Here is a 12450-nt window from a genome sequence, read left to right as displayed (position 1 = left end):
GGGGCGCGTGGAGGCAGGAGCACAGAGTGGTGCGGACGCTGGTGCTCTCGGGCGCGAAGTCCCGGACCGAGCGCGAGCTGGTGCGGCAGTGGACGGAGTCGACGTACGGCGACGGCCGGGCCCAGGTGGTCCCGGACGGGGCCCGCGAGCTCGCCGGCGCCCTCGACGCCGCGGCGCCGGACACCACCGTCGTGCCGGTGCGCGTCGTCTGGCCGCCCGACGAGCGCGCCTCCTCGGACGAGCCGTCGCTCTCGGACCTGTTCTCGCTGAGCCCGCGGCGCCGGGGCGTGCGCCACGCGCGCGCCCGGCTCCGGGGCTGGTCGGCCGACCGTGCGCGCGTCGTGGCCGGTGACGCGGCGACGCTGTCGGACCTGCGGCGCGAGGGCGACCAGGAGGTGGGCTCGCCCGACGGGTCGGGCTTCGTCGCCTTCGTCCGCCGCCGCGCGACCCTGGCCTGCGACCGCGCGGAACGACGCCTGACCGGCGACCGCTACAAGGTGCCTCGGCTGATGGCCGAGCAGATCGTCGCGTCGACGGCGGTCGCCCGCCGGGCCGCCGACCTGGCCGGCGAGCTCGGCCTGACGCCCGACGAGGTGCTGGCGAAGACGTCGGACTGCCTGGAGGAGATGGCCGCGGTGCAGAGCCCGCCGGCGATCGAGGCCTTCCGGTCGGTGATGAGCCCGCTGCACCGCAAGGCCTGGGACGTCGACGTCGACACCTCCAGCCTGGAGCGCCTGCGCGAGCAGGGCCGGCGGCGTCCGCTGATCTTCCTGCCCTCCCACCGCAGCTACGCCGACCCGCTCGTGCTGGCCGAGGTGCTCCACGCGCACGACTTCCCGCGCAACCATGTCCTCGGCGGCGACAACCTCGCCTTCTGGCCGCTCGGCACGCTCGGGCGCCGGGCCGGGATCGTGTTCATCCGCCGCAGCTTCGGCGACGACGCGATCTACAAGTTCGCGGTGCGCGAGTACCTCGGCCACCTGCTCGACAAGCGCTTCAACCTCGAGTGGTACATCGAGGGCGGCCGCACGCGGACCGGGAAGCTGCGCCCGCCGAAGTACGGGCTGCTGCGCTACCTCGTCGACGCGGCGGCCCAGCTCGAGCCGGACTCGCCCGGCCGCGACCCGCTGCTGGTGCCCGTGTCGCTGCACTACGACCAGCTCCACGAGGTCGGCGCGCTGGCCGCGGAGCAGGGCGGGGCGGGCAAGAAGGCCGAGGGCCTGGGCTGGCTCGCCGGCTACATGCGCGACCAGCAGCGGCGCATCGGCTCGGCCCGGGTCCGTTTCGGCGAGCCGCTCCCGCTGCGGGCGGCGCTCGACGAGGCCGGCGAGGGGCGCTCGCAGCTCGAGAAGGTCGCGTTCCGGATCGCCGTCGGCATCAACCGGGCCACCCCTGTGACGCCGACGTCGGTGGTCACCTTCGCGCTGCTCGGCGCCGGCGGGCGGGCGCTGACGTTCGAGCAGGTCCGCGCGGTCGTGGAGCCGGTGCGCCGGCTGCTCGAGCGCGTGCCGGCGATCGGCGACCTCGGGTCCGACGAAGCCCTGGAGGACACCCTCGAGCGGCTCGTCTCGGTGGGCGTCGCCGAGCGCTTCGACGGGGGACCGCAGGCCGTGTGGTCGATCGACTCCGACCGTCACCACGTCGCCGCCTTCTACCGCAACGGGGTGCTCCACCACCTGCTCACCCGGGCCGTGCTCGAGATGGCGCTGCTGACCATCGTCGACACCGACCTCCCCCAGGACGAGGCCCTCGAGGCGTGCTGGGGGACGGCCCTCGAGCTGCGCGACCTGCTGAAGTTCGACTTCTTCTTCTCCCGCAAGCGGGAGTACCGCGACGAGCTGCTCGCCGAGCTCGACCGCCTCGCCCCCGACTGGAAGGACGTCCTCGGCACGCCGGGCGGTGCGGCGGAGATGCTGGGCCGCGCGGAGCTGCTCGTCGCGCCCCGCACGCTGCTGCCGTTCGTCGAGTCGCAGTGGGTGGTGGCGACGGTGCTCGCCGAGCAGGACGGGGCCCTGGAGGACCGGGGACCCTTCCTCGACGCCTGCACGGGCCTCGGGCAGCAGTGGTGGCGCCAGCAGCGCCTGCACGGTGCCGACGTCGTGTCCCGCGAGCTCTTCTCCACCGCGTTGCGCGCGGCGGAGAACCGGGCACTGCTGGGGGTGGACGCGACACCGGCGGCGCGGGCGGCCTGGCGCGACGAGGTCGCCGGGGTCCGCGACCAGCTGCGCCGTGTCGCGGAACGCGAGCACGCACTCCGCTCGGAGGTCTTCGATGCCCCTGCCCAGCGCTGAGCTCGACGCCCGGCGGGCCTCGGTCCGGGCCGCGCCGTCGGGCAGCGTCGCCGTCGTCGACGAGACCGCGCTGCTGGACGCCTCCGCGGTCGCCGCGCACGCCGGCGAGGCCCTGCGCTCCGGGCGCACGTCCTGGCGCGCGCTGCCCGCCGACATCGCGCTGGTCGCGGGGGCGGGCGACGACGAGGCCGCCGTGCGCCGTCTCGTCGCGGGCTGGGCCGGGCAGGACGAGGACACGGTCGCCCGACGGGCGCGGGTGCTGCACCGCGACGAGCTCGGGGCGGCGCTGCGCCCGGAGATGTGGTCGCTCGTGGCCGAGCACCGTCGGGCCGGGCACCGCGTCGTGGTCACCGGGCACGCGCCCCGGCCGGTGCTCGCGCCCCTCGCCGAGGACCTCGCTGCCGACGAGCTGGTCACCACCGAGGTCGACGTCCGCGACGGCACGCTGAGCGGGGAGGTCGCCGGACCGGTGCTGGTCGACGACGACGGGAGCGCGAAGGCCGCCGCCCTCGCCGCGGCCCTCGACGGGCGGAGGCCGACCTTCGTCTACGCGGGCCCGTGCTCGTCGGCGCTGCTGGACGCGGGCGAGCGGCCCCTGGTGGTGACACCGCGGGAGACGACGTGCGGCGACCGGCCGGTGCTCACCGTCGCCGAGCGGGGCGGCGCGCTCGCCACCCCCGGCGACGTCCTGCGCACGGCCGGGTTCTACGGCGCCCTGCTCGGCGGCGCCTCTGCGGGCGCGGCGGTCGGCCTCGCGCGTCGGTCGCGGCGGCACATGGTCGACCTCGCCTCGTCGGTCACCGGGGACCTCGGGCTCGCGCTCGCCGGCATCGACGTCGACGTGCGCGGTGCGGAGCACCTGTGGTCGGCGCGGCCGTGCGTCTTCGTCTTCAACCACCAGTCCAAGCTCGACGTCGCCCTGCTGATGAAGCTGCTGCGCGGGGGCTTCACCGGCGTGGCCAAGGCGGAGGCCGCCTCGATCCCGCTGTGGGGCCAGATGTTCAGCCTGGCCGGAGTCGCCTTCGTCGAGCGCGGCAACGCCCGGCAGTCGAAGGAGGCCCTCGAGCCGGCGGTGCGCAAGATGCGCGACGAGGGCTGGTCGCTGGCGATCGCGCCCGAGGGCACCCGTTCGCCGACCCCGCGGCTCGGGCCGTTCAAGAAGGGCGCCTTCCACATCGCGATGCAGGCGGGCGTGCCGATGGTGCCGATCGTCATCCACGACGCCGGCGAGGTGATGTGGCGCGGGCACCAGACCCTGCGGGGAGGCACCGTGCACGTCGACGTCCTGCCGCCGGTCGACACCTCGTCGTGGACAGTGGCGACGATGACCGAGCACGTCGAGGACGTGCGGAACCGGTTCGTCGCCACCCTGGAAGGCGCCCCGTGAGCCCGTCGGTGACCCCCGACCCCACCCCGCCCCGCAGCGCCGACGGGAGCCTCCTGTGGTCCCGGTCGGAGGAGATGACCGGCTTCGAGGCGCTCATGTGGCGCGTCGAGGTCGACCCGCGGATGCGCTCGACCGTCGTCATCGTCGAGACCCTCGACCGCGAGCCCGACTGGGACCGTTTCGTGGCCGCCACCGAGTGGGCCTCGCGGGTGGTCCCCCGGTTCCGGGAACGGATCGTCACGCCGTTCCTCGGTGCCGGGACCCCGCACTGGGCGCTCGATCCCGACTTCGACCTGCACTACCACCTGCGCCGCCTGCGGCTGCCCGAGGGCGCGGGCACCGACGGCCTGTTCACGGTCGCCGAGCAGGCCGCGATGACCCCGCTCGACCCGTCGCGCCCGCTGTGGGAGGCGACGCTGGTCGGCGGCCTGCCCGACGGTGGGGCCGCGCTGCTGTTCAAGCTCAGCCACGTCCTCTCCGACGGCATGGGCCTCGCGCAGCTCCTGGCCGGGCTGCACTCGCGCACCCGGGAGCCCACCACCGACAAGCCCCAGCCGCCCGCGCCGACGGGCGAGGCCCCGACCCTGTCCGAGGAGCTCGCGCGCCAGGTCCGCAGCGACCTCGGACTGGTCGGCGGGGCGGCGCGCGGGCTGCTCGGGATGGCGGCGTCGCTGGTCCGTCCCGACCGCGCCGTGCGGGACGCCCTCGGCTACGTCGTCTCGGCGCGCCGGGTGCTCTCGCCGCCGCCGGCCCCGCCGCTGCCGGTGCTCGCGCACCGGAGCCCGTCCTGGCGCTTCCGCACCCTCGACGTGCCCTTCGCCGACCTGCGCGCGGCGGGCAAGGCGGCCGGCGGCTCGATCAACGACTCCTACCTCGCGTCGCTGCTCGGCGCGTTCCGCCGCTACTCGGCCCGCCAGGGCGACCCGCTGCCCCCGGAGCGGCTGATGCCGGTGACGCTGCCGGTGTCGGTGCGCCGCGAGGAGCACGAGGCCGGCGGCAACCACTTCGCGCCCGCCCGGCTCTCGGCCCCGGTCGGCATCGTCGACCCGGCGGCCCGGATCGTCGACGTCCGGCGGCGCATGAAGGCCGCGCTCGCCGAGCCGGCGCTGGAGAGCGTCGAGGTCGTGACGCCGTGGCTCGCGCGGCTGCCGGGCTCGGTCATCACCGGCCTCGGCGCGGGCGCGGCGACCGGGGCCAACGACCTGCAGGCCAGCAACATCCCGGGCCTGCAGGGCGACATCTACCTCGCCGGCGCGCGGATCGTGCGCAGCTACCCGTTCGCGCCCCTGCCCGGCTGCGCGGCGATGATCGCGATGCTGACCCACGGGCCGACGTGCTGCGTGGCCGCCAACCTCGACGCCGCGTCGATCACCGATCTGCCCGGCTTCGAGCAGGACCTCGCGGACGGGTTCGACGAGGTGCTCGCCCTGGGACGCACGTGAGCGCGCCCGAGGGCCCGTACCGGGGCGGGCGCGGCGAGCCGCTGGTGCTGCTGCACGGCGCGAGCATGTCGTGGCGGGCGTGGCGCCCGGTGCTCTCCGGCCTCGAGGAGCACCACGACGTGCTCGTGCCGACGATGATCGGGCACCGCGGCGGGGCGCCGTGGCCCGAGGGCGAGCCGGTCGGGGTCGAGGGGATCGTCGACGACGTCGAGTCCCTGATGGACGCCGCCGGCATGCCGACCGCGCACCTCGTCGGCAACTCGCTGGGCGGCTGGGTGGCCCTCGAGCTCACCCGGCGTGGGCGTGCCCGCACCGTGGTCGCGCTGTCGCCGGCCGGGGGCTGGCGCACACGGCTCGACCTGCGCCGGCTGGTGTGGTCGTTCCGCCTCGGCTCGGCGCTCGGCGGCTCGCCCGCGGTGCGCGTGCTGGCGGCGCGGCCCCGGGTGCGGCGCCTGCTGCTCGGCCGGGTGCTCGAGCGCGGTGACCGCGTGCCGACCGCCGACGTCCCCGACCTGATCGACGACCTCGGCGGCTGCGTGATCCTGCACGAGCTGCTCGACGGCGCCGCCGAGCACGGCGGGCTCGCGTCGTTCGCGGAGCTGCCGTGCCCGGTGCGCGTCGCGTGGTGCGGGCGCGACCGGCTCATCCCGTGGCGGCGTCACGGCGAGACGCTGCGGGCGCGCCTGCCCGGCGCCGAGTTCGTCCGCCTGCCCCGTGTCGGCCACGTGCCGATGTGGGACGACCCCGACCTGGTGGTGCGCACCGTCCTCGGTGTCACCACCGCCCAACCCAGCGTTCGCGAGGAGACCTCAGCATGATCGGGACCGAGACCGACCTGGAGCTCGGCGGCACGCACGGTCGTGTCGTCGTCCGCCGTCGCGACCCCGAGGGCGCGCCGCGCCGCGTGGTGCTGGTCGCGCACGGCTACGGCGAGCACTCCGGGCGCTACGCCCACGTGCTCGACCGCCTCGCCGGCGACGGGGCCGTCGTCTACGCGCCCGACCACCTCGGCCACGGCCGCTCCGAGGGCGAGCGGGTGCTCGTCGCCGACGTCGAGGACGTCGTCGAGGACCTCGACCAGGTCCGCCGCACCGCCCGCAACGAGCACCCCGACCTGCCGATCGTGCTGCTCGGGCACTCCATGGGCGGCCTCGTCGCCGCGCGCTACGCCCAGCGCTACCCCGACGTGCTCGCGGGCCTGGTGCTCACCGGCCCCGTCGTCGGCGGCAGCCCGGGCATCTTCGGGTTGCTCGAGTACGACGAGATCCCCGACGTCCCCATCGACCCCGCGGTGCTCTCCCGCGACCCCGCGGTCGGCGCGGACTACGAGTCCGACGACCTGGTGTGGCACGGGCCGTTCAAGCGCCCGACGCTCGAGGCGTTCGTCGCGGCCGTCGAGGCGATCGCGGCCGGTCCGGGCTTCGCGGAGCTGCCCGTGCTGTGGATCCACGGCGAGGACGACCAGCTCGTCCCGCTGGACTCCACCCGGCCGGTGATGGAGAAGCTCGCCGGCAGCGACGTCACCACCCGGATCGAGCCCGGCGCCCGGCACGAGGTGCTCAACGAGACCAACCGCGACGAGTTCCTCGACGACGTGTCGGCGTTCGTCGCTCGCGTGGCGTAGACGTCGGCGGCGTGGCGCCGCTGACACCCAGTGTCCGTATTCTTCCGTCGATCACTCGCGTGCGGGTCAGACCGGCGCGGGCTCCCCGTCGCCGGTGAGGACGCGGCGGATCAGGTGCATGGCGAGCACGACCGAGCGCTCGCGGATGTCCCCGCGCTCGCCGGGCAGCACCGGGTCGCGCGCCAGGGTCCGGCCGTCGGCGGTGCGCACGCAGAAGCAGACGTAGCCGACGGGCTTGGCCTCGGTGCCGCCCCCGGGGCCGGCCACGCCGGTGATCGCGACGGAGACCGTCGCGCCGAAGCGGGCCAGCGCGCCGTCGGCCATGGCCTCGGCCACCTTCGGTGACACCGCGCCGTGGGTCTCGATCAGCTCGCGGGGTACGCCGAGCAGGTCGGCCTTCGCGTCGTTCGAGTACGACACGATGCCGCCGGCGACGTGCGCCGACGCCCCGGCCGGCGCGGTGAGACGCCCCGCGAGCAGGCCGCCGGTGCACGACTCGGCGGTGGCCACGACCTGCCCGTCGAGCAGGTCGAACAGCAGCTCGTCGATGGACTGCCCGGTGCGGGAGAAGACGGTGTGCCCGTGCCGACGGTCGATCTCGGCGAGCACCGCGTCGCGGGCCGTCGCCCCCGCGGTGGAGCCGGGGGCGTGGCGCAGGTCGACCTCGAGCGTGAAGTCACGCAGGCAGGTGGTGATCTCCAGCGGCTCCAGGTCGGTCTGCTCGCCGACGTCGCGCAGGGTCGCGGCGATCTCGGACTCGGGCACCCCGAAGAGCCGCAGGTGGGTCTCGGCGTAGGGCTCGGTGCGGGCGAGGACCTTGCTCACCGGCTCCGTCGCCAGCGCGTCGTCCCACATCGCGCGGACCTCGCGCGGCGGCCCCGGCAGCACCAGCACCGTCGGCCCGCCGCGCTCGTCGTCGGGCGGGACGGCGAGTCCCGGCGCGGTGCCGGCCGGGCGGATCGGCGTCGCCCCGCGCGGCACCATCGCCTGCTTGCGGTTGGCGGCGGCGAGGGCGTCGGCGTCCCAGCGGAGCCGGTCGGCGAACTTCGCGATGATGTCGCCGACCACCTTCTCCATGTGCTCGTCCAGCTCGAGCGGGCGCCCGGTCTCGGCGGCGACCACCTCGCCGGTGAGGTCGTCGGCGGTCGGGCCGAGGCCCCCGGTGGTCACGACGAGGTCGACGCCGTCGCCGGCGAGGAAGCGCAGCGCGGCGGCCATGTCCTCGGCCCGGTCGCCGACGAGCAGCAGGTGGGACACCTCTACCCCGAGCTCGCCGAGCCGTTCGGCCACCCAGGGGCCGTTGCGATCGGTGATGCGCCCGGTCAGCAGTTCGCTGCCCGTCGCCACGATCCCGGCCCGCACGCCCGTGCGCGCCCCTTGCCCGTCGTCGGTCACGCCGCACCCCTGTCCGATCGGTCGTCCCCCGCTCATCCCACCAGAGCTCGCGGCCGGGGGCGCAGCGAAGCGGGGTGGACGGCCGCCGCCCGGATCTCCACGACACGGACGTGTCGGACGTGCGGGCGCACCTGTGTCGGTCGGTCATCGTTGGGGGTCACATGAGGTGCATGATGGGCCGGAGGAGTGAATCCCCCGTCCGTCGGTTGGCCACGATTTGTTGCGTAGGGTGAACGAGACGACGATGTGGTGCGCTACCCCGGCGACCCTCCGCCGCTGGCGGCTCGTCGTCCCTCCGCTGCTGGCGGCTCGTCGTCGCGGCGCGACCGGAAAGGGTGTGGTGACGTGACCCCGGCTCGTGGCGCGTCGGCCGTCGCCTCGCCGGCTCCCGCGCTGTGGGTCCTGATCGTCGCCGCCCTGCTCCTCCTCATGCTCGCCGCCGCCGTCGTCGGCCTGCTGGTCCAGCGCGTCCGGCGCCACCGCCACGACGTCGAGGCGGCCGCGCTCGCCGAGCGCCTCCGTCGCGACGCCCACCACGACCCCCTGACCGGCCTGCGGAACCGTGAGGGCTTCCTGCACGCGGTCACGGGGGCGGGGGGCGCGGTCGCGGTGGTCGATCTCAGCCTGCTCGACCAGGTCAACGACACCCTCGGGCACGCCCGCGGCGAGGTCTTCGTCCGCCTCGCCACCGAGCGTCTCGTCGACGTGCGGCTGCCCAGTCTGACGGGGCGGGAGCTCGTCGCCGCCCGCCTCGAGGGCGACACGTTCGCGGTCCACATCCCGGGCGTCGACGGCCACGACGCGCACCGGGCGGGCGAGGAGCTGCGCGAGCGCCTCCTCGCGCCCTACGTCGTCGAGGGCGTGCGGTTCGAGCCGCCCGTGGTGGTCGGCATCGCCGCCGACGGCCCCTGGCTCGCCGACGTCCCGGCGGGCCCCGAGCGCACCGCGGCCCTGCTGCGCCGCGCCGACGTCGCGCTCGCCGCCACCCGCGACGGGGTCGAGGCCGTGCGCTGCTACGAGCCGAGCATGGGCGAGCGGGCGGCTCGCCGCCTGCGCCTCATCCGGGGCTTCTCCGCGGCCGTCGGGCGCCGGGACGTGCGGGTGGACTTCCAGCCCGTCGTCTCGCTCGGCGAGCGCACGGTCGTCGGGGTGGAGGCGCTCGCGCGCTGGGACCACCCGGAACTGGGTCTGCTGCTGCCCGACGAGTTCGTCCCCGTCCTCGAGGCCACCGGCCAGATCGCCGAGCTCACGACGTTCGTGCTCGACGAGTCCCTCGCCGCGGCCCGACGGTGGCTCGACCGCGGGATGCGGCTGTCCGTCGCGGTGAACGTCTCGGTCGGCAACCTCGGCACGCCGGGCTTCCCCGAGGAGGTCGCCACCCTGCTCGCGGCCCACCGTGTCCCTGCCGAGCTGCTCACCCTCGAGCTCACCGAGTCCGGGGTCTCCTCGGAGCGGGAGATCGCGCTGCCGGTGATGCGCCGCCTGCACGCGCTGGGCTGCCACCTCGCCGTCGACGACTTCGGCACCGGCCAGTCGTCGCTGGCCCACCTGCGCCGGCTCCCCGTCGACCAGGTCAAGATCGACAAGAGCTTCGTGCTGGGCATGGGCACCGAGTACGGCGACGTCGCCGTCGTCCGCGCGATCGTCGAGATGGGCCACACCCTGGGCCTCACGGTCGTCGCCGAGGGCGTCGAGCAGGCCGCCGTGCGCGCCACCCTCGCGGAGATGGGCTGCGACGTCGCCCAGGGCTACCTGGTGTCCCGTCCGCTGCCCGCACGGTGCTTCGACAGCTGGCTGGAATCCCTCGAGGCGCACCCCGACGAGCCCGGTGCGGCCCCGGGACCCCGCACTCTGATCGCGTGACCGCGGGGGGTAAGCTGTGTCGTGCCCTCCGGGGCAGGCCCCTTTAGCTCAGTCGGCAGAGCGTCTCCATGGTAAGGAGAAGGTCTACGGTTCGATTCCGTAAAGGGGCTCTCGGTGAGCAGGCCGGCGGACGGGCTCCGCCGGCTTCGTCATGAGACGGCTGCTCATCGCGGCGGTGTAGCTCAGTCGGTAGAGCAAACGGCTCATAATCGTTGTGTCGCCGGTTCAAGTCCGGCCACCGCTACCCAGGCACCACGGGTCCGCCCGCGGCCGCTGCCACACCGTGACGAGAGGAACCTCCATGGCCACCACCGACGTTCGACCGAAGATCACGCTGGCCTGCGAGGAGTGCAAGAACCGCAACTACATCACCCGCAAGAACCGGCGGAACGACCCCGATCGTCTGACGATCAAGAAGTTCTGCCCGAACTGCGGGACGCACCGCGGTCACCGCGAGACCCGCTGACGCAGCCCTCCTCGTGCCGCTCGACGAGTCGTTCGTGGGCCGCTCCTGGCCCGCGGAGACCTACGAGGTCTCGCTGGAGAAGATCCGGGAGTTCGCGGTCGCCGTCGGCGCCGACGACCCGGTGCACCACGACCGTCACGCCGCCCGGTCCGCGGGCCACCCCGACGTCGTGGCGCCGACGACGTTCCCGGTGGTCTTCACCTGGCCCGCGACCCGGCGCGTCGTCGACGACCCCGCCCTCGGCCTGGACTTCACGCGTGTCATCCACCGCGACCAGGGCTTCGAGGTGCGGCGCCCGGTCCACGCCGGCGACGTCGTGAGCAGCGTCGTGTCGGTCGACGAGATCCGCGAGCTCGCGGGCAACGACGTCATCACCTTCCGCTGCGACGTCACCGACGCCGACGGCGACACCGTGGCGACGACCCGGGCCACCCTCGTCGGCCGCGCCGAGCCCGACGGTGGTGACGCGTGAGCGCCCTGTCCGACCTGTCCTCCGGCGACGCCCTCCCGGCGCGCACGGTGACGATCACCCGCGCCGACCTCGTGCGCTACGCCGCCGCGTCCGGCGACCAGAACCCGATCCACTGGAACGAGCGTGTCGCGCTCGAGGTGGGTCTGCCGGGCGTCATCGCCCACGGCATGTTCACGATGGCCCTCGCCGCGCGCTACGTCACCGACCTCGCCGAGGACCCCACGGCCGTCGTGTCGTTCTCCACCCGCTTCACCCGCCCGGTGGTCGTCCCCGACGACGACACCGGCGCCACCGTCGAGTTCGGCGGCAAGGCCGGCGAGACCGCCGACGACGGCAGCCGCACGGTCACCGTGACGGCCACCCACGAGGGCAAGGGCGTCCTCGGCAAGGCCGTCGCCACCGTCCGCCCGGCCTGACCGGCGCCTGAACCTCCACCGCAGCGAACGGGTATCTCGCTGCTTCTATGCGCGCGAAGTCCCCGTTCGCGGCGGGCCGATCATCGAGGCGGCGCGAGCGAACGCGGAGTTCCGGCGCATAGAAGCAGCGAACAGCGCGTTCGTTGCGAGGGAGGGGCGAACTCAGGCCGCGGCCGGCACGCCCAGGGTGGCGAGGACCGCGCGGGCGAGGGCCTCGGAGCCCAGGGCGTTGGGGTGCACCGGCAGCGCGGGCGCGGTGGGCACGAGGCCCTCGATCCAGCGCGTCCCGGGCAGCGTGCAGACGTCGTGGCCGACGGTCGGGGTGAAGGTGTCGACGTACGTCGCGTCGCCCTCGGCGGCCGCCTCGGCGATCGTGTCGTTGAGGTGGCCGAGCACGCCGCGCAGGTACTCCACGTCGCCCGCGGTGTAGGGCACGACCGGGTAGCAGCCGGGGCCCTGGGCGGGCAGCACCGAGGGGTAGCCGACGATCAGCACGCGGGCGTCCGGGGCGCGGGCGCCGACCTCGTCGAGGACGTCGTCGAGGCGCCCGGCGAGCGTGTCGATCCGCTGCTCGAGCTGATCGGCGCCGCCGGCGGTCCAGCGATCGCGGCACGGGGTGCCGAACGGCGTCGGGCTCACGCAGCTCTGGACGATCTCGCCGAAGCCGATGTCGTTGCCGCCGATCCCGACGGTGACCAGCTGGGTGCCGGGCCCGAGCGCGTCGTACTGCGGCGGGTTCACGCCGCTCGAGGTCTGCTGCGGGGCGGCGAGGTCACGGGTCTGCGCGCCGCTGCAGCTCACGTCGGTCAGCCGGGCGCCGGAGCGCTCGGCGACGAGGTGCGGGTAGTTGTTCGCCGAGCGCAGGCAGCCGGGCGGGGGCCCGGAGATCGGACCGGTCAGCGGCGAGGCCGTGTAGGAGTCACCGAGCGCGACGTAGGCCTGCCCGGCGGTCGTCGGGGCGCCCATCGCCACGGGCGCGACGGCGACTCCGAGGAGGCCGATGCCGAGGGCGACGAGCAGGCGCAGGACGACCGGACGACGCACCGGGGCTCCCTCGTGTCAGGGGTCCCGGCGGGACCGCCGCGGCGGATGAT

At 75.0% G+C, this 12450-nt stretch carries 11 protein-coding genes and 2 tRNA genes; 11 read left to right on the top strand and 2 right to left on the bottom strand.

Annotation, left to right across the window (positions count from 1 at the left end):
• The first annotated feature begins 26 nt into the window (after nt 1-26).
• From PH191_RS09740 to PH191_RS09720, 5 genes are read left to right on the top strand one after another with little or no spacing between them, the layout of a single operon-like run.
• Nucleotides 27-2291: a glycerol-3-phosphate 1-O-acyltransferase gene (locus PH191_RS09740; protein WP_274194382.1), complete on the top strand. Its 2265-nt coding sequence runs from the start codon at nt 27-29 to the stop codon at nt 2289-2291.
• Complete coding sequence (locus PH191_RS09735; protein WP_274194381.1) at nt 2272-3678, top strand: 1-acylglycerol-3-phosphate O-acyltransferase; 1407 nt, start codon at nt 2272-2274, stop codon at nt 3676-3678. The genes PH191_RS09740 and PH191_RS09735 overlap by 20 nt, the downstream gene beginning before the upstream one ends.
• Nucleotides 3675-5120 carry a wax ester/triacylglycerol synthase domain-containing protein gene (locus PH191_RS09730; RefSeq protein WP_274194380.1) on the top strand — a complete coding sequence of 482 codons (1446 nt, stop codon included), beginning with the start codon at nt 3675-3677 and terminating at the stop codon, nt 5118-5120. Before PH191_RS09735 ends, PH191_RS09730 begins: the two co-directional genes overlap by 4 nt.
• Nucleotides 5117-5938 carry an alpha/beta fold hydrolase gene (locus tag PH191_RS09725; protein WP_274194379.1) on the top strand — a complete coding sequence of 274 codons (822 nt, stop codon included), beginning with the start codon at nt 5117-5119 and terminating at the stop codon, nt 5936-5938. The genes PH191_RS09730 and PH191_RS09725 overlap by 4 nt, the downstream gene beginning before the upstream one ends.
• Nucleotides 5935-6744 (top strand): alpha/beta hydrolase, encoded by an 810-nt coding sequence (locus PH191_RS09720; protein ID WP_274194378.1) that lies wholly within the window; start codon nt 5935-5937, stop codon nt 6742-6744. Before PH191_RS09725 ends, PH191_RS09720 begins: the two co-directional genes overlap by 4 nt.
• A gap of 66 nt (nt 6745-6810) precedes the next feature.
• Here the strand turns inward: PH191_RS09720 and PH191_RS09715 are convergent, their stop codons facing one another.
• On the bottom strand, nt 6811-8139 hold the full coding sequence (locus tag PH191_RS09715; protein ID WP_274194377.1) for a competence/damage-inducible protein A: 1329 nt from the start codon (nt 8137-8139) through the stop codon (nt 6811-6813).
• A gap of 345 nt (nt 8140-8484) precedes the next feature.
• On the opposite strand from PH191_RS09715, the gene PH191_RS09710 reads away from it, so the two are divergent.
• The 6 genes from PH191_RS09710 to PH191_RS09685 all read left to right on the top strand — a co-directional run bounded on the left by PH191_RS09710 (nt 8485) and on the right by PH191_RS09685 (nt 11356).
• Nucleotides 8485-10002, top strand: a complete 1518-nt coding sequence (locus tag PH191_RS09710; RefSeq protein ID WP_274194376.1) for a putative bifunctional diguanylate cyclase/phosphodiesterase — start codon at nt 8485-8487, stop codon at nt 10000-10002.
• Between the two features lie 37 nt (nt 10003-10039).
• A tRNA-Thr gene (locus PH191_RS09705) sits at nt 10040-10112 on the top strand.
• Between the two features lie 61 nt (nt 10113-10173).
• Nucleotides 10174-10246: transfer RNA gene (locus PH191_RS09700), tRNA-Met, on the top strand.
• Nucleotides 10247-10303: 57 nt separating this feature from the next.
• Nucleotides 10304-10468 carry a 50S ribosomal protein L33 gene (gene rpmG / locus PH191_RS09695; RefSeq protein WP_274190796.1) on the top strand — a complete coding sequence of 55 codons (165 nt, stop codon included), beginning with the start codon at nt 10304-10306 and terminating at the stop codon, nt 10466-10468.
• A 13-nt stretch (nt 10469-10481) separates the two neighbouring features.
• Nucleotides 10482-10940, top strand: coding sequence for an FAS1-like dehydratase domain-containing protein (locus PH191_RS09690; protein ID WP_274194375.1), 459 nt, complete (start codon nt 10482-10484; stop codon nt 10938-10940).
• Nucleotides 10937-11356 (top strand): MaoC/PaaZ C-terminal domain-containing protein, encoded by a 420-nt coding sequence (locus PH191_RS09685; protein ID WP_274194374.1) that lies wholly within the window; start codon nt 10937-10939, stop codon nt 11354-11356. The genes PH191_RS09690 and PH191_RS09685 overlap by 4 nt, the downstream gene beginning before the upstream one ends.
• A 162-nt stretch (nt 11357-11518) precedes the next feature.
• On the opposite strand, the gene PH191_RS09680 is transcribed toward PH191_RS09685, so the two are convergent.
• Nucleotides 11519-12400, bottom strand: a complete 882-nt coding sequence (locus PH191_RS09680; RefSeq protein ID WP_274194373.1) for an SGNH/GDSL hydrolase family protein — start codon at nt 12398-12400, stop codon at nt 11519-11521.
• Nucleotides 12401-12450 lie beyond the last annotated feature (50 nt).

The sequence above is a fragment of the Actinomycetospora callitridis genome, assembly GCF_028737265.1.
Classification (GTDB): Bacteria; Actinomycetota; Actinomycetes; order Mycobacteriales; family Pseudonocardiaceae; genus Actinomycetospora; species Actinomycetospora callitridis.
Note: the sequence above shows the minus strand (reverse complement) of the source record. Positions and strands in the feature narration are given on the sequence as shown.

Excerpts from the sequence above, each read along its gene's own strand:
- PH191_RS09735 (WP_274194381.1), top strand. The coding sequence starts at position 2,272 with ATGCCCCTGCCCAGCGCTGAGCTCGACGCCCGGCGGGCCTCGGTCCGG.
- PH191_RS09720 (WP_274194378.1), top strand. The coding sequence starts at position 5,935 with ATGATCGGGACCGAGACCGACCTGGAGCTCGGCGGCACGCACGGTCGT.
- rpmG (WP_274190796.1), top strand. The coding sequence starts at position 10,304 with ATGGCCACCACCGACGTTCGACCGAAGATCACGCTGGCCTGCGAGGAG.